The following is a 20,191-nucleotide window of genomic DNA, read 5'->3' on the forward strand; positions in this document are numbered from 1 at the left end:
GCTATGCACCTCTCTTTTTTATTTTTGCTGTTCTTTTAACCAGTCGGCTACCCACTGATCTGCTTCTAGCCAGTTATATACGCGAACCACTCCTTTTGGAACAGGTAAGCGATTATAAGGAGTATCAAATAAGATAACGGGAATATTGCATTCTTCACTGATTTCACAAGCATTATCATGTTTGTCTTCAAAAAAGATATCAACATCGTATCGTTTTGCTGTCTCAACTTTAAAATGAGAGCCGACTAACTCAATGTGATGAAACGATAGCTCATTTTTTTGAAACCATTCTTCCGTGACGTCCAATAGCTGATCGTGCCTTGCACTAATAAAGAATAATTCGTGCTTTTGATGCCACTTTTGCAAAACCGCTTTTGCATCGTCTGCAAGTGGAGAGGTTTCGTAAATAGAGCGTTCATTTGCTTTAAACCATTTCCCGAGTTCTGCAGGTGATACATTTACAAAAGGGCTGAAATCATATTCTGTAATATCTTCAAGTGTTAAATTTAAGTTAAAGGCTTTATTTAAATGAGGAACAAAAGTTTCAGGAGAGGTAACAGTTCCATCAATGTCAATTCCAAACTTTTTTGTCAACTACGTGCACTCCTTTAATACGTTTATTCTACTTAGGTGCTTGATTATTCTTGTCTAGTGTAACATAAAGCCTAAAGAGAAACAGTAATACTTTTTATACTCCTTAAGAAAAAAGATAAGGATGATTATACGGTGTGGGAATCGTGCAGGTATCTATTTTTGCAAGAAAATGAGCAGCTGTATAAGATTAACACTTATAATTTTTTCTCGCATTCAGATACTATAAATGCTCCTTATTTACGAAAGCGAGGGATTAAGCATGGAGAATGAAGAACAAAGGCGTAGAAAAGATGTATATGAAGCTGATTTCATGGAAGAAACTGCAGCTGAAGTGGGCGTTCCTTACCGAGTAGGAGAGCCACATGCAGAGCGTGAAGTTATAGATATTGACCGCAATCGCAATCATGAAGTCGCTGGACGAGGAGAAGGAACGGGATACGGTCGTTTCGCACTCGTGCTTTCGATTCTTTCACTATTCTTTTTACCAATTATTCTTGGTGCCGCTGGGATTATTCTAGGGTTTATCGCACGCAGAAAAGGAGCACTTACGCTAGGAGCATGGGCAATAGGGATCGGAGTTGTATCGATTATTGTCGGTACGTTTATATTACCGTTCTTTTCATAAAAAAAGCGAGGCGCATATGCGCCTCGCTTTTTTTGGTTATGATTTAGCTGCAGCTTTTTCAGCTTCTTGCTTTGCGTGATATTCAGCAGCAATTTTATCAATTTCTTTTTTTAGTTCCTCAACCATTGTTTCTTCCGGAACTTTGCGTACGATTTCACCTTTGCGGAATAGAAGACCTTCACCGCGTGCTCCTGCAATCCCGATATCAGCTTCACGAGCTTCGCCAGGACCGTTTACAGCGCAGCCAAGTACCGCTACTTTAATCGGTGCTTTTACAGTTGAAATATACTCTTCAACTTCATTAGCAATGCTAATTAAATCAATTTCAATACGTCCGCAAGTTGGGCAAGAAATAAGCGTTGCAGCATTGGAAGCTAAACCGAATGATTTTAGCAACTCGCGTGCAACTTTTACTTCTTCTACAGGATCCGCACTTAAAGAAATACGTAATGTATTTCCGATTCCTTTAGACAAAATAGCGCCAAGACCTGCTGCACTTTTTACAGTTCCCGCAAATAATGTACCCGATTCTGTAATTCCTAAGTGAAGAGGGTAGTCAAAAGCTTGAGCAGCTTTTTCATATGCTTCAATTGCCAAGTTAACATCGGATGCTTTCATTGAAACGATGATGTCATGGAAATCAAGGTCTTCTAAAATTTTAATGTGATGAAGTGCACTTTCTACCATGCCATCTGCTGTCGGATAGCCGTATTTATCTAAAATACGTTTTTCCAGTGAACCGGCGTTAACTCCAATACGAATTGGAATATTTTTAGCTTTTGCAGCATTTACAACAGCTTCCACTTTTTCACGGCGTCCAATATTACCTGGGTTGATACGGATTTTATCCGCTCCGCCTTCAATTGCTTTTAACGCTAAGCGATAGTCAAAATGAATATCTACAACTAATGGAATGTTAATGCGTTTTTTAATTTCAGGGATTGCATCTGCTGCGCGCTCATCTGGACAAGCAACACGAACAACTTGGCATCCTGCTTCTTCTAAACGTTTAATTTCTGCAACCGTTGCTTCAACATCATGTGTTTTAGTGGTTGTCATACTTTGAATAACTAATTCGTTACTGCCCCCAATTGTTAAATCTCCAACTTTAACGGGGCGTGTTTTTGTACGATGTATAATTTCACTCACGTGATAATCTCTCCTTCAAAATGAAATCAAGAATTTGAATTCATTAATAGAATAACTCTTTATGAACAAAATAACTAGTAGAAAGTACTACCTTAGCTATTTTAACAATGACTATCCCATCTTGACAAGAAGAATGCTGTCATTACTTGTAAATAGGGAACTTATACGTTTTTCCAATTTGAATATCTTCAGGCGCTGTACCGTTATTTAACTTCTTAAAGTCTTTAATCATTTGGTTCATAGAAACCGGTATCGATTTTTTTGTAAGCTCTTCAATGACGGACAAAACTGTATCGCCTGGCTTAATTTTTATTTTTGTATAGGTGGAAGAAGAGCTGGCGGCTTTTGTTTCTGCAGGCTGCGCTTTGCTGACTTGAACTGCTTCAGTCGCAGTAGGAATGGTCCCGTATTTAATGTCGTAGTGACAAATATATCCGATAAAAGCGAAAGCGGCTAATGCACATAGCTTTTTCATTATGCTCCTCCTTCATTCTTTTGCTTATGTGTAAAGCCTATGCTTGTCTTACTTAAATATGATTGGAGAACGAAAATTGAAAGAAAAATTAATGATTGTTTCATTAGGCTTATTGCCTTTAATCATGGTGCTGGGAAATTCCATGCTCATTCCTCTGCTGCCAAGCATTCAAAAGTCACTTCACTTAAGTGGAGTCCAAACCAGTTTGATACTGAGTGTATTTTCGATTCCGGCTGCATTGTGTATTCCTGCGGTAGGAATTCTATCAGATCGATATGGACGTAAAAAATTAATTATGTATTCCCTCATCGTGATGATAATCGGTAGCCTTGTCGCTGCTAGTAGCGCTTTGGTCTCTTCTGGAAGCTTTGCTGTGTTGATGGCTGGAAGAGTGATTCAAGGGATTGGCGCTGCTGGTACTACAACGTTGGCAATGGCATTAACTGGAGATGTATTTACAGGGGAAAAAAGAGCAAAAGTCCTTGGGATTTTAGAAGTATATAATGGAGCTGGAAAAGTGGTTGCACCTATAATTGGAGCAACGGCGGCACTCGTTGTATGGTATGCCGCATTTTTTGTGTATCCTTTAGCTGCAGGTGCTGCTTTAGTAGGTATAGCCATGTATGTGAGAGAAGCGAAAACAGGTTCAGATTCAGTATCTGTTGGAGAGTATTTAAAGAGAGCCATTGGGATCGTCTATGATAAAAGAAAATCGCTTTTTCCTTTATTCTTTGTCGGGGGACTGGGGTTGTTTTTATTATTTGGCATTTTATATTACTTATCTTTTTTAATAGAGGAAACGTATCATATAGACGGTTTTTTCAAAGGAACCGCTTTTTTATTTCCTCTTGGCGCGATGACGCTCGTTTCTTATTGGACCGGTCAGCGAATCAAAACAGATGTAGTGCTCATGAAAAAATTGATGATAGTAGGAATGATTCTTTTATTCGTAATGTTTGGAGTATTAACGGTGATTTATACGCTTCCTGTGCTGATGTTTTGTTTGACAGTCGCCTTTGGCGGCTTAGGATTTGTTCTTCCTTGTATTAATATGATGATTACTTCAGCGGCTTCAGACGAAGAAAGAGGATTTATTGTATCCATTTATGGAACGGTGAGATTTTTAGGAGTAGCGTTGGGACCCGTTGTTTTTGAAGTGTGGATGCATACTGAAAGGCTGATGTTTATTTATAGCTTTAGTTTGCTCGCAGCAGGAGGTTTGTGGGTTTTGTATCAGTTGAAAATTTTTTCTTCTGCAATGGGGAGAAGAAAAGTTGTACAGAAATAAAGAGGCTGGGACAAAAGTATGTTAGTTGAAGAAGCTCCGAACAAATTTGATTCTTGATCAAGAATTAAATTCGTTCGGAGCTTTTCATTGGCAGGGTAAACATAGATTTTATGTATGTAGGTGCTTCTAGCCGTTGATTGGATTCATTTCGTTATGTTTCAATCGCTTTATTAGGTTTTACCTTTTTTCTCATAGGAACCCTTGTGACGAGCAATAAGTAAATGAAGAACGTTCCTATCCAGTAAAGAGAGCTATGTGTTGCTAGAGACAAAGAAAAAGCTTCAAAAAGCGTATAAAGCAGCGTGAAGGCTACCGTACTATAAGCGCTCAGTGCCCATAGCTGTTTGAAAGGAAGCTGCTTCTTAGTGATGAGTCCAATCAGTTTTCCAAGATAAGCAAGGCAGGTAATAGAAAGGAAGTTTAGTCCAGATGTTAATACGTACAGTAAAAGCATAGCGATAGGGACAAGTATGTATAAAGAAAATTTTTGTTCGTGCAGCAAGTTTAACAGTTCATTTTTATCTTTATGATGCCAGTTTAGCAACTCATATGAATACGTTTGTGTTTGTGAATTAGTCGTGATGTAAATTCCATCCTTTAAAAAACCAATTGCATGAGCAGGGGAATGAAACCGTTCAATAGACTGTGAGGGGTCTAAAATAAAAGCGGTACCGTTTACTTTTTTTGTGAAAGGTTGGCTTGACGTAAGCTGTGAATTTGAAATAGAAAAAGAAGAAACCGATTTCGGAAGCTCTGTTGTAGCAATGTGATAGCCGTTTACAATTGTCAACGTCATAAAGAAAAATGTAGGCAGCAAAGAAATAAGTGTTAAAAACAATATGAAGCCAATGGTTTTGTTTGTATGCTCAAAGCGAAGAGACCTCATTTTTTGAAAGGAAGTAAGACTCCATCCCATCTTTTTTAACATGATTATTGTAAACCCTCCTTTTATTAAAAAATTCTAACTATAATTTATTCTATAGCGGAAATTCAAGGTTTACAATAGATTCTAGAAATCGTTTCCAATTACAATGTAAATATACTGTTAAGTTATTGTAAACATTAGCGTAAAAACGTTTACAGTGCTTTTAAGATTCGTTAATAATAGTGAGGACTTCTCTATGTCGTTAGAAAAAAATCAAGGAGTTGAGGTGTTTGGAACTAGATGTTCAAAAAATGATTTTTGAATTTATCGGTGGACTCGGAATCTTTTTATTCGGGATTAAGTTCATGGGAGATGGGTTGCAAAAATCAGCAGGAGATAGATTGCGCGATATTTTAGACAGATTCACAACTAATCCGTTTATGGGAGTTCTAGCAGGTATTCTGGTTACCGTTCTTATTCAGAGCAGCTCAGGAACCACTGTTATTACGGTAGGCTTAGTAAGTGCCGGTTTTATGACTTTGCGCCAAGCTATAGGGGTTATTATGGGCGCAAATATCGGTACGACAGTTACAGCTTTTATAATCGGAATTGACATTTCGAGCTACGCTCTTCCTATTCTCGCAGTGGGAGCGATTTTACTCTTTTTCTTTAAAAGTAAACCTGTTCAAAATTTTGGTCAAATCGCTTTTGGGTTTGGAATGTTATTCTTTGGTCTAGAGCTTATGGGAAGCGGGATGAAGCCGCTTCGCTCACTTCAACAGTTTCATGATTTAACTGTAAGCATGAGTGATAATCCGATTTTAGGAGTTGTAATTGGCACTTTATTTACGGTGATTGTGCAAAGCTCTAGCGCTACTATCGGAATTCTACAAGAACTTTTTGGACAGGGCGCTATTGATATACATGCCGCGCTGCCTGTATTGTTTGGAGACAACATTGGTACGACTATTACCGCTATTTTAGCTTCAATCGGGGCAAGTGTGGCAGCAAGAAGGGCTGCTTTAACGCACGTAATGTTCAACTTAATTGGTACAACTATCTTTTTAATTATCTTGCCGTTATTTACTCGTCTTGTGGAGTACTTGAGAGAGACGATGGGCTTAAACCCAGAAATGACGATTGCATTTGCTCATGGTCTCTTTAACACAACCAATACAATTATTCAGTTCCCTCTTATCGGTCTGCTTGCGTTAATTGTTACAAAGCTGATTCCTGGTGAAGATGCTGTTATAGACTTTAAACCTAAACATCTTGATCCTATTTTTATTGAACAGTCTTCTTCAATTGCTCTTGGGCAGGCAAAAGCAGAGCTTATTCGTATGGGAGAATTCGCGACGATTGGGTTAGAAGAAGCCAATAGTTATTTGAAGACGCGCCATCCTAAACATTCTGATGCTACTATGCAAATTGAAAATGCCATTAACAATTTAGATAAAAAAATCACGAATTATTTAGTGTTGTTATCCCGCTCTTCCATGTCAGAAGCTGAAAGCGAAGAGCATTCTGTGCTTCTAGATACTGCGCGAGATATTGAGCGTATTGGCGATCATTTTGAAAATATCATTGAACTTGTTGATTATCAAATTACAAATAAGGTGAAAATGACAAAAGAAGCTAATACCGACTTAGCTGATATGTTCGAATTGACTATTGTAACAGTTAAAGAAGCTGTTTTTGCTTTAGAAAAAGTAGATAGAGAAAAAGCAGTCCAGGTCATTCAAAAAGAAGAGCAGATTGATGCAATGGAGCGTCTGCTTCGTAAGAAGCACATTTTACGTCTAAATGAAAATGTATGTACAGGTTCTGCTGCTATTGTTTTTGTCGATATCATTAGCAATTTAGAACGAATTGGAGATCATGCTGTTAATATTGCGGAAGCGGTACTCGGAGATCGCTATCTAAAGACATATTCAAAGGTAAAATAAAGAAAGGCCTTGCTCATGCAAGGCCTTTCTTTATAAGAGTGGTTATTGTATGATAAATAGTAATAATAAAAAGGATAGGTGCGGGCATGGCTATTTTATGTTGGGCATTAGTTATCATTAGCTTTGTTGTATCGTTTGTTGGGTTGGTTTATCCCATCATCCCAAGCGTGCTATTTGTAGCGCTAGGATTTGTCATATACGGTTTATTTTATGATTTTAGCTCCTATAGCTGGTTATTTTGGGTGATACAAGGATTGTTAGTTGTCGCACTTTTTTTAGCAGACTATATCGCTAATATTATTGGTGTGAAAAAATTCGGAGGCACTAAAGCAGGCGTTTGGGGAAGTACAGTTGGATTGCTTGTGGGTCCGTTTGTTATTCCGGGATTTGGAATTATTTTAGGGCCGTTTATCGGAGCGATTGTAGGAGAACTGATTGTTCATCGGACCACAATTAGCAACGCAGTAAAAATTGGAGTAGGTTCGGTTATTGGCTTTTTTAGTGGCGCTATCTCGAAAGGATTTATTCAACTGTTGATGATTGCCTATTTTTTATACGCTGTTTTAAAATAATATATTGACTTTAGGCCAGAAACATGTTAAATTTTTAATGTCGCTAGTAAATGTTATATTGTTCCACAGTAGCTCAGTGGTAGAGCTATCGGCTGTTAACCGATCGGTCGTAGGTTCGAGTCCTACCTGTGGAGCCATGGCGGTGTAGCTCAGCTGGCTAGAGCGTACGGTTCATACCCGTGAGGTCGGGGGTTCGATCCCCTCCGCCGCTATTTTCCAATTTACGTTTGTGACATACATAATTCATATTGTTCCACAGTAGCTCAGTGGTAGAGCTATCGGCTGTTAACCGATCGGTCGTAGGTTCGAGTCCTACCTGTGGAGCCATGTGGACCCTTAGCTCAGCTGGTTAGAGCAGACGGCTCATAACCGTCCGGTCGCAGGTTCGAGTCCTGCAGGGTCCACCATTTATAGGGTTGGAGGAATACCCAAGTCCGGCTGAAGGGATCGGTCTTGAAAACCGACAGGGGTGTTAAAGCCCGCGGGGGTTCGAATCCCTCTTCCTCCGCCATACTATTGTCTATTCAAAGCTTCTTTTGAGAAAAAGAAGCTTTTTTTTATGTTTAAAAGAATAGCGAATGGGAATTAGGTAAATATAAATCATGGATTAGGTACTTTTTATTTGAAAGAGTAGGGTAAATTTGCTAATCTAAACGTATATGGTGCTTTTGCGCCAAAATGCTTACATATTTTGAAGGAGGAATTATTCATGGCTTACAAATTACCAGAACTACCTTATGCATACGATGCACTGGAACCACATATCGACAAAGAAACAATGAATATTCACCACACAAAACATCACAACACATATGTTACAAACCTAAACGCTGCTGTTGAAGGCAAAGCGGATTTAGAAAGCAAAAGTATTGAAGAGTTAATTTCAAACTTAGATGCTGTTCCTGAAGATATCCGTACAGCAGTACGCAATAACGGTGGCGGTCATGCGAACCACTCATTATTTTGGACAATCCTTTGCCCTAACGGCGGCGGTGCTCCAACTGGTGAATTAGCAGACGCTATCGCTAGCAAATTCGGCAGCTTTGATCAATTCAAAGAAGAATTTGCAAATGCAGCTAAAACTCGCTTCGGTTCTGGCTGGGCTTGGTTAGTTGTAAACAACGGCGAATTAGAAGTAACAAGCACACCAAACCAAGATAGCCCATTAATGGAAGGCAAAACGCCAATTCTTGGTCTAGACGTTTGGGAGCACGCTTACTACTTAAATTATCAAAACCGCCGTCCAGATTACATTTCAGCATTCTTTAATGTTGTAAAATGGGACGAAGTTGCTAAGCGTTACGACGCTGCAAAATAAGCTGAAGACGTATTTAAGAGCCAGTAAAGTAATTATTACCTTTACTGGCTTTTTTGTTTTCCAATTCTTTTACATATCTCCTTTTCTTTTTCACACACTAGGTGTAGAAGAGAAAAGGAGTTTTTTGATATGCCTTTATTAAAAAAAGTAGTTGGAGATGTAGAAGTTAGTAAAGATTTACTTTTGCTTTTAATTATAGGCGGTCTTTATGCCTTGGCTATTTCAATTTCCAATTCGTTTGTTAACATTTATCTGTGGAAACAATCAGGCGAATTTTCGGATCTCGCTATTTATAATTTAGCGGTAGTGGTGCTTCAGCCGCTTACGTTTATTTTAGCAGGTAAATGGGCCAAACGAATTGACCGGGTTGTGGTTTTAAGGTTAGGCGTATCTTTTTTAGCTGTTTTTTATATCGCTGTATTGGTCAGTGGAGCTAACGCAGCCGAGTATTTAGTATTGCTTGGTGGACTGCTGGGTATAGGATATGGCTTTTATTGGCTAGCTTTTAATGTGCTAACTTTTGAAATTACAGAACCTGATACAAGAGACTTTTTTAACGGATTTTTAGGGATCTTAAACTCTTTTGCAGGGATGATTGGTCCTTTAGGAGCGGGCTTTGTTATTTCCGCTTTGTATGAATCACTTGGGTATAAAATTGTGTTTGGTGTATCTCTGCTATTGTTTGTCGGTGCCGTTGTGCTTAGTTTTTTTATTACAAGACGCGCAGCTGAAGGAGTATACAAATTTAAAGAAGTGTGGGCTGAACGAAAAGTCAACAAAGACTGGAATCGAATATTACAGGCTCATTTCTTTCAAGGATTGCGTGAAGGTACGTTCATTTTTGTCGTATCCGTTATGGTATTTATTACGACGGGAAGTGAATTAGCTTTAGGAACTTATGGACTGGTGAATTCAGCGGTGGCGTTTGTAGGATACTATGTAGCCTCAAGATTTATTAAGCAAAAAAACCGCCTTCGATTTATTTTCACCGGGGGCCTCCTTCTCTATGGAGCAGTCTTTTTGCTTATCTTTAACTTATCGTATCCAAAGTTAATTATATATGCTGTTTGTATTGCCATTGCCTATCCTATTTTGTTGGTTCCATTCATTTCTCTAACGTACGATGTGATTGGACGAGCAAAGGACGTTGTTTCAAAAAGAATCGAATACATTGTTGTCAGAGAAGTATTTCTGAATATTGGGCGCGTTGTTTCCATATCTTTATTTTTAATAGCCGTACTATTTTTTGATGAAGCAAAAAGTATTCCCATTTTATTAGCTATTGTTGGAGCAGGGCATACGATCATTTATTTTTGTGTAAGACATATCTCACAGCCTCTGCACAAAAAAGAAACGACTGTTACTCCTCCAGTATTAAATGAAGGAGACGGAGAGTCTCCAGCTTAGAGTATTATCAGCTCCTTCATTTGTACTATGGAAAATGCCTCGCTTTTCTTTTAGAATAAATACGTTGTGTAAATAGGCACCTGCCAGGTGTCTATTTATTTGCTAAATGTCTGATTTTATGGTGTTATGGTATATATGTTTTATAAAGTGTAGGTGTTGGTATGAAAAAGAAAAAAAGAAGAAAAAGTCACGTGCCTTTTCGTGTGAACTTACTTTTCTTGACCGTATTTGCCCTATTTTCCGTATTAATTTTGCGGTTGGGACTTGTTCAAATTGTGTACGGTGAGAATTACGAACGAGAAGTCGAAAAAACACAGGACGTTACAGTCAGTACGCCTGTTCCTCGAGGGAAAATGTACGATCGGTATAACCGCGTAATTGTAGATAATACCTCTTTAAATACGATTACATATACTCGTTTTCAAGGAAATACAGCTGAAGAAAGGCTGCGCATCGCTAAAAAGTTAGCCACTATGATCGATGTTCCTTACACCACAAATGTGATTGATATTCCAGAAAATAGAAAGAACAAAGATGCTAAAAACGTGGTAAAAATTACAGAACGCGACATGAAGGATTATTGGATTATGCTTCACCCTAAAGAAGCGGAGCAGAAAATTACGAAAGCTGATCGTAAAAAAGTTCAAGATGGTGAAATGACTGATGACGAACTGTATCAACGTCAGTTAGACCGCATTTCTAAAAAAGATTTAGAAAGTTTAAAGAGTGATTTAGAAGTTCTAGCTATTAAGCGCCAAATGGAGGCAGGGTATTCTAACACCCCGCAAATTGTTAAAAGCGGTGTGACAAATGAAGAGTATGCCGTTGTAAGTGAGCATTTAGATGAACTTCCGGGTGTTGATACAACAACGTATTGGGATCGCTCATACCCAGAAAACAGCACTCTCCGTACTTTGCTTGGAAATGTATCCTCTGCCAACGAGGGTCTGCCCAAAGATAAAGTACAGTATTACTTATCAAGAGGCTATAGTCGAAATGACCAAGTTGGGACGAGCTATTTAGAGAAGCAATACGAAGCTCAGCTCAGCGGTCAAAAAGAAAAAGTCCAGTATGTAACAGATGATAAAGGAAATCTCCTTGATACAATTCAAGTGTCGAAAGGCGAACGCGGCAGTGATTTAGTTTTAACTATTGATATGGAGCTTCAAAAAGCGGTAGAAAAACAAATTACGGACCAGCTTTTAGCCAAAAAGAAAATGAAAGGAACGCAGTTTTTAGACCGTGCTTTTGTGATTATGATGGATCCTCACACAGGAGAAATCTTAACAATGGCAGGTAAAAAATACACCATTGATAAGAAGACTGGGGTACCTAAAATAGAAGATTTTGCATTAGGGAATATTTCAACATCTTATACAATGGGCTCTGTTGTAAAAGGGGCAACGGTTCTAGCTGGCTTAGATTCAGGAGCTATTAAGCCAAACACAGTGTTCGTTGATGAACCGTTAAAAATTAAAGGAACACCAATTAAGAAATCAGCTGAGGCTGAGGGGTTAGGACCCTTAACGTATTCATCCGCGTTAAAATATTCATCCAACGTATTTATGTTTAAAACGGTAATGGCGATGGCTGGATTACAGTACCACAAGAACATGACTTTACCGATTAAACCTGACACATTCAGCGAACTGCGTTCGTACTACAGTCAGTTCGGCTTAGGCGTATCAACAGGCATAAACCTCGATAACGAATCAACAGGTGTACAAGGCGGAAGCAATGTTCCAGGTACAGCGCTTGATTTAGGAATTGGCCAGTATGATACGTACACGCCGCTGCAGCTTGTTCAATATACTTCTGCAATAGCTAATGGAGGGTATCGCATCAAGCCGCAGCTAGTAAAAGAAATCCGAAAGCCAACGATAAAAACCGATGAAATTGGCGGTACGCAGCATTCATTTGAACCTGATGTGTTAAATCGTATCACGATGAAAGAAGAATACATTAAAGATGTTCAAAATGGCTTTAAGCGGGTTACGCAGGAACAAGGCGGTACAGGGTACGCAGCTTTCCATACAGCGAACTATAATCCTGCTGGTAAATCTGGAACGGCACAAGCCTATGAGAAAAACCCAAGCGGAGGGGATCCAATTAAAGTTAATAATTCAAACTTTGTGGCCTTTGCTCCGGCAAATGATCCTGAAATTGCAGTAGCTGTCGTGGTACCATCGGCATTTGTGCCAAGTGCACCAAATACCATTACAAAAGAGCTTGCTCGTTCTGCGCTCGATACGTATTTTGATTTAAAGAAAAAAGGTGAACAAGAAGTAAAAGATCAAGAAGAGAATCAACAGGCTGTCATTGCAAACGACGCCAATTAAAGAGGCTGGGAAAAAGCATATTAGTTGAAGTAAGATCCGAACGACGTTGATTAAGAATCAACGCTGTTCGGATTTTTTTATTGAGAGGGTGAACGTAGATTTCATGTAAGTAGGTGCTTTAAGCGGTTGATTGGAGGGCAGGGCGAAGACTTCTGCCGGAAAAGCGGAAGAAGTGAGACCCCGCAGGAGCGGAAGCGACAACGAGGCTCACCGGCCGACTGCTTGCACGGAAATCAACAGTGGTGTCAGAAGAAGTGATTCGTACTGGCTTATTTATCTAATTTACTTATCTTTATATCAAATTAATTTAGTTATGTCTCAACCTCTTCTTTTTTGTTAGAAATCTTTACATATATGGTTTTTTATTGAATTTAAGGGTCGTAAGAACTAGTTTTTTACCTAAAAAACACGCAGATAGGCCTTCATTTACAAAAGCTTTACATTGAGTTAAAACACAATTAATAGTCGGCTATTATTCTGTAAGTGTAAGGATTAATAGAAATGATCAAAATAAGGGGAAGCGTTCGGCTTCTCGTATGTATTTACACTAATAGTAAACAATAGATATTAAATAGACATAGAGAGACTTTTATTGTGCTCAAAACGGTTAAAGACGATGAAGGAGGATTATCCAATGGCAATAACAATGGAATTGACTAACAAAGAAAAAGTGAATACTCCGCAAACAAAAGAAATTGTATATAAAACAAAAGGTTTGAATTTATGGTATGGCAACACACATGCCTTAAAAAATATTGATTTAGACATTCATGCTAACGAAGTTACCGCGATCATCGGTCCATCGGGCTGCGGAAAATCAACATATATTAAAACGTTAAATCGTATGGTAGAAATGACGCCAATTGTCCGTACATCAGGTGAAATTGAGTATAGAGGAAAAAATATTTTTGATAAATCGTACCATGTGGAAGAGCTGCGCACGCAAGTAGGAATGGTTTTCCAAAAACCAAATCCGTTCCCAAAATCTATTTATGATAATATCGCGTACGGTCCAAGAATTCATGGCGTTCGCAACAAGAAAAAACTAGATGAAATTGTTGAAAAAAGTTTACGAGGAGCAGCTATTTGGGACGAAGTTAAAGATCGTTTGAATCAAAATGCGAATGGGTTGTCAGGTGGACAACAGCAGCGTATCTGTATTGCGCGCTGCTTGGCTATTGAACCCGACGTTATTTTAATGGATGAGCCTACTTCTGCACTCGATCCAATTTCGACATTAAAAGTAGAAGAGTTAGTACAAGAATTAAAGAAAGACTTCAGCATTATTATTGTTACACATAATATGCAGCAAGCGGCACGTATTTCAGATAAAACAGCATTTTTCTTAAATGGAGAAGTGGTAGAGTACGCAGAAACAGATAAAATCTTCTCAATGCCATCTGATAAACGCACAGAAGATTATATTACAGGTCGTTTCGGTTAAGACATACAAGGAGATGGGATGAGTGGTTGTACGCGAAAAGTTTCATGGTGATTTAAAGATATTACGTGAAAAATTATTAGAAATAGGGCGCTTAACGCATGAGGCGTTATCAAAATCAATTGAAGCGTTGCAAACAAGTAACGTTGAGCTGGCGCTAGAAATTATCGACGGTGATTCATACGTGGATGACTTAGAAGAAGAAATTAATGACCTAGCTATCCTACTGATTGCAAAGCAGCAGCCCGTGGCTATTGATTTAAGACGTATTATTGTGGCAATTAAAATTGCTTCGGATGTTGAGCGTATGGCAGATTTTGCCGTTAATGTAGCAAAATCAGCTATACGAATTGGAAACGAAGAATTAATTAAGCCGTTAGAACATGTAAAGAAAATGCACGATATTTCGATTGAAATGCTGAGCCTTTCGTTAAAAGCTTATCACGAAGAAGATCTTGTGTTGGCTAAAAAAGTAGCGGAAATGGACGATCAAGTGGATGAGCTTTACGGAATAACAATTAAAGAACTTTTAAGTCTTGCTAAAGAAAAGCAGGAGGCTATGAATCAAATTACACAGCTTTTATTTGTAGCCCGTTATTTAGAGCGTATGGCTGATCATACCACTAACGTAGCAGAAAGCGTATTTTACCTTGTAAAAGGCAAACGCTACGATTTAAATGAATAGTGGAAAAAGAGGCTGGGACAAAAGTGTTTTAGTTGAAGGAAGATCCGAACGATGAATCGTTCGGATTTTTTTCATTGTATCGAGAAACGTAGGTTTAATGTAGCTGCTTCTAGCTGTTAATGAGAGGGAAGGGCAAAGACTCCTGCAGGAAAAGCGGAAGCGACGAGGAGGCTCATCGCCGCCCTCGGAAAGCGACATTTTGCACGGAAATCAACAGCGGTGTAACAAACGATTCATACAGGCTCATGCATCCAATTTGCTGGCCTGGATTTTTTAACACAAATCGACAAATTGCGTTTATTGTAGCAACTTTTTCTGAATGGTAAGATGTTAATAAGTTTATACGGCATTTATATGTAGAAAAAACAATCTAAGAAACGAAGTGATAAAACAGTGGCTCCTAATCTTATTCAAAACTTAAATGTGTGTATAGCTACTCAGCTTGACTCATCTCGTATTTATGTTCACTGGTCGTTTTCAGAGCATATTCGAGAAATGGTAGAAAGTATGTTTTCGACACGATGGGAAGAATTGAATCTAGCTATGTGTACGTATGATATAACAGGCCTTCATTTTAACGGCCATGAATCAAACCGCTATTATATGAAGGGTCTTACTCCTAAGCAAGACTTCATATTTATGAATAGCTTGGAAAGTGAGCGCACGTATGTAATAGATATTGGTATTCAAGATAAAGAAGGAAGTTTTTTTTCCCTTCTTCGTTCGAATCCGGTTTATTTGATGAAAGAACAGCATGAACAAGTGAATGTAACGTCGTTGAGCTGGATGTACGAACCTGTAAAAGTTCACCAGGGTGTTCAAAATGAATTTAGCACATATTCCTTATATTCAAATGACTTGGAGCAGGTGAAGAAGCAATATGAATAGTGATGACTGTATTCTTTTAACTTATATGCATTATCCGTTGCTACATGTACTTCAAGCAGAGAGTGAGTATCCGCTGTTTGAACAAGTAACGAACGAATTCATCCCTTTTTTAGATCAAATTGAGTCTGAAAAATTGATAGGTGCAACAGCTGTGATGTCTTGTGTATTTTTGAACGTATTAAACGACGAGGAGTTTAATACTCGTTACGCTCAGTATTTACACCAGTTTTCAAGCCGGCAGCATCAGAGAGCACTCACTTTTTTAAAAAAGTGGGACGGGAGCTTGTTCTCAGCCTGCAAATATTTCTTTCAGCATGACATGCTGGAATGTATTCCTACTACCGTAACGAACGCGTTCGTTTCCATCCTTAAAACAGAACAAACATTAAATCTCCAAATTACAGAAGCAATACGTGTTTTTCAACAGTTTTTTGAAAAAAAGCCCGTCGGTTTTTTTATACAGCAAGGAGAGTATACTCATCAAGTAGATATGCTCCTGAAATCTCATGAAATGCGCTATACCTTTGTGAAGTCATCAACAGATGAACTAAAAAAGTCCCCTGCTGGTATTATCTTGTTTCCATATCCTAAGCAAGGAAAACAAGTTGAGGAAGGAACAATGAATAAAGCGAGCGCTGTTTTGGATTTGAAAGCGAAGGACACGCTTGGCTTTCAGCGAATGCAAGCAGCAAGCGGTACATTTCAATATCCTTTAGATTACGCGAGGGATATAGAGTTTTATCAAAATGAAACTCTTGCACTCTACGGTGCAACAAAAAGCGCCGAATTTGTCAGTGAGAACAATCAATTGTTTATTTCAACCGTACAGAAGTCAGAGGCGATGCTAGGTGTGATCGATTTTAAACATCCTAGCGTGGTGAATGCCATCTACCGACAGTGGCTCCTTTTAAGTAGCAGCGATTGGCTTTATACTTTTGAAAAAGTCAGGGGTGAATACGAAAGGCAAATAAAGCTGTTTGATTTTCTCTGTCACGAAGAGAATCCAAGGATGGATAGTGAAAACAGTTTTCTTTCAGGAAGTTCTTTTTTATACCCTGTAAAAGAGATAGAGCCGTCGGCTTTATCAGTAAATCAATATAAAGGCGGTCTCTCCATTTTAATGCTTGCATGGGAATTCCCTCCTCTAGTTATCGGAGGACTTGCACGACATGTATTTGATTTATCCAGAGCGTTAGCTAGAGCGGGTCATCACGTTAGTGTATTAACGACGTATGTAGAGGGGCTGCCGGAATATGAACGTTTATACGGTGTTCACGTTTACAGAGTTAAAAGCCTGCAGCCTCATCATCCGGATTTTTTGACATGGGTAAACAGTTTGAACGTGGCTATGGCTCTTAGAGGACTGGAGTTAGGCTACAAGCTGTCTTTTGACGTTATTCATGCTCATGACTGGCTTGTTGCATCCGCAGCAAAATGTTTAGCAGATAAAACGGATAGGCCGCTAATTACGACCATTCATGCGACAGAACATGGGCGCAATAATGGTATTCATAATGACATGCAGCAGAAAATTCACTTGCAAGAAGAGGAGCTGATTCGACAATCAAGCTCAATCATTGTCTGCAGCGACTATATGAAGAAAGAATTAATCACTTTATTTCACGTAGAACAGGATAAAATTGCTATATTTCCAAATGGAATTGACAAGCAGCTGGTAGTCGACGCAGTAAATGAACGGTTAAAAGAAAGTTTACAAAAGAAATATAATTTTAGAAAGGCCCCTATTATTTTTTCAATTGGACGAATTGTATATGAAAAAGGATTTCAGCTATTTATTGAAGCAGCGGAACTATTTAAGAAAAAACAAATAGATGTTCAATTTGTTGTGGCGGGAAAAGGGCCTTTACTTCATGAATTTCGAACACAGGTAAGTGAAAAGCAATTAGACAAATACGTGTATTTTATTGGATACATTACCGATAACGAACGAAATCAACTTCTTCAAGCTTGCAAAATGGTTGTTTTTCCAAGTCTATATGAACCTTTTGGAATTGTGGCTTTAGAGGGGATGGTAGCCAAGAAGCCAACCATCGTTGCCGATACAGGAGGTCTAAGCGATATTGTTTCACATTTCGACACGGGCCTGACGTTTGCCAGAGGAGATACGCTCGAATTAATCAACTGTATTGAATTTTTGTTAAAAAATGAAAAAATAGCTGCGAAAATCAGCGAAAATGGGTATAGAAAAGCAACAACGATGTTTAGCTGGGAGAAAATCGCTATCGATACAAGTAAGCTGTTTCAACATCACATTTGCCAGGATAAAAAAAGGAGGGAGGCAAAAAATTGAAAGCCATTATACTTGCTGGCGGTAAAGGAACAAGACTGCAGCCCTTGACCTACACGATTCCAAAGCCTATGCTGCCGCTTTACGATAAACCTGTGATGGAATATAGCATTGAACTGCTTAAGAAACATGGAATTACAGAGATTGGGATTACGCTGCAGTATAGGCATGAACAAATTATTGAATACTTTGGGGATGGCTCTCAGTGGGGAGTGACGCTTACTTATTTTATCGAAAAAGAGCCTCTTGGAACAGCGGGCGGAATTAAGCGAGCAGAGGCCTTTATTGAGGAAGACTGTATTATTATTAGTGGAGATGCCTTAACAGAAATTAATCTTCAAGACGTTATTCATTTTCATTATGAACAAAAAAGCGAAATGACCATTGTTACAAAAGAAGTAAACGACGTGCGGGGTTATGGAGTGGTGACGATAGATGAAGGGAATCGAGTCACGGGATTTGTAGAGAAACCGACCTACGAACAGGCCAATAGCCGATTGATTAATACGGGAGTGTATGTGATCAAAAAATCCGTTCTTGATTACGTGAATTCTTATGGTCCTACAGATTTTAGCTTTGACATTATCCCGCTTCTTTTGGAATATAATCATACTGTGTGCAGTTTTGTAACAGAGGATTATTGGATTGATATTGGGCAAATCCACCATTATCGTCAAGCACACTATGATCTGTGGAGCAAGTGGTTTGGCGATAGACAGGAAAGTATTGTCTCAGATGACGCGCTTATAGAAGAAGGGGTGACTGTTTACGATCCGGTTTACGTAGGAGAAAATGTGGTGATTAGAAAAGGTGCTTCAATTGGTCCTTACACGATTATCGGAACCAATAGTATCATAGAAGCACATGCTGCAATCGATAAAACGATTTTGCTTCAAAACGTAACGGTGGGGGCAGAATCGTTTTTATACAACGCTACGATAGGTCCGTATGTAAATGTTCAAGCAATGACTACGTATGTCCAAGATACAGTAGCTGAAAATCAAGTGCTACCTCAACTTTCTGTAAAACCAGATGTTTCTATCTTCAAAAACGGTCGCCTGTATGTACATTCATCTGTTGATCGAGAAAGACTATACAATGCGTTATTACTTGTATGCAAACATCAAGGATCGTTCTGTCTAGCAAGCGATGATGAAGGAGAAGCCACTCAACTTCGCAAAGAATGCTTTTCTTTTTTACGGAGTAATCATTCAGCTGTGTATGATATTAAAAAAGAAGCTCTTCCGGTATTTCGATATTACATGATGACTTCACAAGCGAGCATTGGTATTTATATTGGTGTGGATAGCAAAAACAGCGGTCTGTTTTTAGAAATATATGATAATAAAGGACAATTAGTTAATCAGCTTATTGAAAAAAAGATTGAGCGGATGTATCTTCAAGCTAAAAAAGCAAACATAACGACTTCTGTTTCACTTAAAGAAACAAGCATAGGAAATATCAGGGAAGAATATTGTGATGCTTTAGTAAAATCAATTAATCAGCATGTTTTATTAGAAGACAGTACGCGGATTGGTGTGATTTGTTCACCGTTTATACAGGAAGTTGTCGAATTATTATGTAAGCGTCTTCGTATCCATGTGTTATTTTTAAACAAGTGGGAGAAAACAGAAGAAACCAAACGAATAATTAAACGAAATAAGCTGTCTTTTTGTATTCAGATTAAAGAAGATGGAGAAACATTTGCTCTATATGATGAAAAAGGCTGCAGCGTAAATGACTCAGAAATTATGTCGCTTTATATTTATAGCGTATACATGACAAAAAAAGTAGCATTCGTTCCTATTCCTATACACTATTCATCCACATTAGAAACATTTGCTCAATCTCTCAATCAATCATTTATGAGGACAAAAGCAAAAAAACGTGATTTGCTTAGTCTTTTGGGGCCTGTTCAATTTCAGTTAGATGCCATGTACGCTTTATGTCAGCTGATCGAATTAATTATGGTGCAGCAGCGGAAAATTTCTGAAATGATTCAATATGTCCCCCACGCTTATATGAACTGGCGCTATATTTCATGTCCGCTAGAAATTCAAGAACAAGTGATGAAGAAGTTATTAGAAGAAGCAATCGGTAAACAAGTGTATGTCATTGATGGTTTAAAAATTTACCATGATCCTCATGAATGGACGCTTATTTTGCCCGATGGTCACTTGCCTGTATTAAATATTTATTCAGAGGCGTTAAACACTCAGACTGCCAAGAAGCTGTCGGCATATTTTGTAGAAAAAATACAAGAATATCAAAGAGTGTAAATAATGGATTTT

The 20,191-nt window shown here is 38.5% G+C and carries 16 protein-coding genes and 5 tRNA genes; 17 read left to right on the forward strand and 4 right to left on the reverse strand.

Features of this window, described 5'->3' with window-relative positions; genetic code table 11:
- Window positions 1–18 precede the first annotated feature (18 nt).
- Window positions 19–594: a 5' nucleotidase, NT5C type gene (locus ACWATA_RS01950; protein ID WP_034271152.1), complete on the reverse strand. Its 576-nt coding sequence runs from the start codon at window positions 592–594 to the stop codon at window positions 19–21.
- A 259-nt stretch (window positions 595–853) separates the two neighbouring features.
- On the opposite strand from ACWATA_RS01950, the gene ACWATA_RS01955 reads away from it, so the two are divergent.
- Window positions 854–1,219 (forward strand): G protein-coupled receptor family protein, encoded by a 366-nt coding sequence (locus ACWATA_RS01955; protein WP_013059205.1) that lies wholly within the window; start codon window positions 854–856, stop codon window positions 1,217–1,219.
- Window positions 1,220–1,255: 36 nt separating this feature from the next.
- Here the strand turns inward: ACWATA_RS01955 and ispG are convergent, their stop codons facing one another.
- Both ispG and ACWATA_RS01965 read right to left on the reverse strand, forming a co-directional pair.
- On the reverse strand, window positions 1,256–2,359 hold the full coding sequence (ispG, locus tag ACWATA_RS01960) for a flavodoxin-dependent (E)-4-hydroxy-3-methylbut-2-enyl-diphosphate synthase (protein WP_201763664.1): 1,104 nt from the start codon (window positions 2,357–2,359) through the stop codon (window positions 1,256–1,258).
- A gap of 151 nt (window positions 2,360–2,510) precedes the next feature.
- The gene (locus ACWATA_RS01965) at window positions 2,511–2,843 is read right to left on the reverse strand and encodes a hypothetical protein (protein WP_028411630.1); all 333 of its coding nucleotides are present in this window, start codon (window positions 2,841–2,843) and stop codon (window positions 2,511–2,513) included.
- Window positions 2,844–2,919: 76 nt separating this feature from the next.
- Here ACWATA_RS01965 and ACWATA_RS01970 point away from each other — a divergent pair, with 76 nt between their 5' ends.
- Window positions 2,920–4,131, forward strand: a complete 1,212-nt coding sequence (locus tag ACWATA_RS01970; protein ID WP_028411629.1) for an MFS transporter — start codon at window positions 2,920–2,922, stop codon at window positions 4,129–4,131.
- A gap of 151 nt (window positions 4,132–4,282) precedes the next feature.
- Here ACWATA_RS01970 and ACWATA_RS01975 read toward each other — a convergent pair whose 3' ends face one another.
- Window positions 4,283–5,059 carry a DUF1189 domain-containing protein gene (locus tag ACWATA_RS01975; RefSeq protein WP_205689537.1) on the reverse strand — a complete coding sequence of 259 codons (777 nt, stop codon included), beginning with the start codon at window positions 5,057–5,059 and terminating at the stop codon, window positions 4,283–4,285.
- Window positions 5,060–5,286: 227 nt separating this feature from the next.
- Between ACWATA_RS01975 and ACWATA_RS01980 the strand changes: the two genes are divergently transcribed.
- The 15 genes from ACWATA_RS01980 (at window position 5,287) to ACWATA_RS02050 (ending at window position 20,179) form a co-directional block, all read left to right on the forward strand.
- Window positions 5,287–6,942, forward strand: a complete 1,656-nt coding sequence (locus ACWATA_RS01980) for a Na/Pi cotransporter family protein (protein ID WP_176343412.1) — start codon at window positions 5,287–5,289, stop codon at window positions 6,940–6,942.
- An 86-nt stretch (window positions 6,943–7,028) separates the two neighbouring features.
- On the forward strand, window positions 7,029–7,514 hold the full coding sequence (locus ACWATA_RS01985; RefSeq protein ID WP_028411626.1) for a DUF456 domain-containing protein: 486 nt from the start codon (window positions 7,029–7,031) through the stop codon (window positions 7,512–7,514).
- Between the two features lie 62 nt (window positions 7,515–7,576).
- Window positions 7,577–7,651, forward strand: a tRNA-Asn gene (locus ACWATA_RS01990).
- A gap of 1 nt (window position 7,652) precedes the next feature.
- Window positions 7,653–7,726 (forward strand) — tRNA-Met (locus ACWATA_RS01995).
- Window positions 7,727–7,766: 40 nt separating this feature from the next.
- Window positions 7,767–7,841, forward strand: a tRNA-Asn gene (locus tag ACWATA_RS02000).
- A gap of 3 nt (window positions 7,842–7,844) precedes the next feature.
- Window positions 7,845–7,921 (forward strand) — tRNA-Ile (locus ACWATA_RS02005).
- Between the two features lie 11 nt (window positions 7,922–7,932).
- Window positions 7,933–8,025, forward strand: a tRNA-Ser gene (locus ACWATA_RS02010).
- 198 nt (window positions 8,026–8,223) lie between these two features.
- Window positions 8,224–8,832 carry a superoxide dismutase SodA gene (gene sodA / locus ACWATA_RS02015; RefSeq protein WP_013059198.1) on the forward strand — a complete coding sequence of 203 codons (609 nt, stop codon included), beginning with the start codon at window positions 8,224–8,226 and terminating at the stop codon, window positions 8,830–8,832.
- 129 nt (window positions 8,833–8,961) lie between these two features.
- Window positions 8,962–10,239, forward strand: a complete 1,278-nt coding sequence (locus tag ACWATA_RS02020; RefSeq protein ID WP_047749833.1) for an MFS transporter — start codon at window positions 8,962–8,964, stop codon at window positions 10,237–10,239.
- A 161-nt stretch (window positions 10,240–10,400) separates the two neighbouring features.
- On the forward strand, window positions 10,401–12,578 hold the full coding sequence (locus ACWATA_RS02025) for a peptidoglycan D,D-transpeptidase FtsI family protein (protein ID WP_033579690.1): 2,178 nt from the start codon (window positions 10,401–10,403) through the stop codon (window positions 12,576–12,578).
- A gap of 646 nt (window positions 12,579–13,224) precedes the next feature.
- Window positions 13,225–14,022 (forward strand): phosphate ABC transporter ATP-binding protein PstB, encoded by a 798-nt coding sequence (gene pstB, locus ACWATA_RS02030; RefSeq protein ID WP_370506071.1) that lies wholly within the window; start codon window positions 13,225–13,227, stop codon window positions 14,020–14,022.
- A 22-nt stretch (window positions 14,023–14,044) separates the two neighbouring features.
- Window positions 14,045–14,704: a phosphate signaling complex protein PhoU gene (gene phoU / locus ACWATA_RS02035; protein WP_013059193.1), complete on the forward strand. Its 660-nt coding sequence runs from the start codon at window positions 14,045–14,047 to the stop codon at window positions 14,702–14,704.
- A gap of 393 nt (window positions 14,705–15,097) precedes the next feature.
- The gene (locus tag ACWATA_RS02040) at window positions 15,098–15,592 is read left to right on the forward strand and encodes a DUF4912 domain-containing protein (RefSeq protein WP_034271122.1); all 495 of its coding nucleotides are present in this window, start codon (window positions 15,098–15,100) and stop codon (window positions 15,590–15,592) included.
- Entirely contained in the window at window positions 15,585–17,903 is a 2,319-nt protein-coding gene (locus tag ACWATA_RS02045) for a glycosyltransferase (protein WP_165635142.1), read from the forward strand. The genes ACWATA_RS02040 and ACWATA_RS02045 overlap by 8 nt, the downstream gene beginning before the upstream one ends.
- On the forward strand, window positions 17,900–20,179 hold the full coding sequence (locus tag ACWATA_RS02050) for a sugar phosphate nucleotidyltransferase (RefSeq protein WP_049166203.1): 2,280 nt from the start codon (window positions 17,900–17,902) through the stop codon (window positions 20,177–20,179). Before ACWATA_RS02045 ends, ACWATA_RS02050 begins: the two co-directional genes overlap by 4 nt.
- Window positions 20,180–20,191: the final 12 nt, after the last annotated feature.

This window comes from Priestia sp. USM5 (assembly GCF_058323215.1).

Excerpts from the sequence above, each read along its gene's own strand:
- ACWATA_RS01975 (WP_205689537.1), bottom strand. The coding sequence starts at position 5,059 with ATGTTAAAAAAGATGGGATGGAGTCTTACTTCCTTTCAAAAAATGAGG.
- ACWATA_RS01955 (WP_013059205.1), top strand. The coding sequence starts at position 854 with ATGGAGAATGAAGAACAAAGGCGTAGAAAAGATGTATATGAAGCTGAT.
- ACWATA_RS01965 (WP_028411630.1), bottom strand. The coding sequence starts at position 2,843 with ATGAAAAAGCTATGTGCATTAGCCGCTTTCGCTTTTATCGGATATATT.
- ACWATA_RS01985 (WP_028411626.1), top strand. The coding sequence starts at position 7,029 with ATGGCTATTTTATGTTGGGCATTAGTTATCATTAGCTTTGTTGTATCG.
- pstB (WP_370506071.1), top strand. The coding sequence starts at position 13,225 with ATGGAATTGACTAACAAAGAAAAAGTGAATACTCCGCAAACAAAAGAA.
- ACWATA_RS02020 (WP_047749833.1), top strand. The coding sequence starts at position 8,962 with ATGCCTTTATTAAAAAAAGTAGTTGGAGATGTAGAAGTTAGTAAAGAT.
- sodA (WP_013059198.1), top strand. The coding sequence starts at position 8,224 with ATGGCTTACAAATTACCAGAACTACCTTATGCATACGATGCACTGGAA.
- ACWATA_RS02025 (WP_033579690.1), top strand. The coding sequence starts at position 10,401 with ATGAAAAAGAAAAAAAGAAGAAAAAGTCACGTGCCTTTTCGTGTGAAC.
- ACWATA_RS02045 (WP_165635142.1), top strand. The coding sequence starts at position 15,585 with ATGAATAGTGATGACTGTATTCTTTTAACTTATATGCATTATCCGTTG.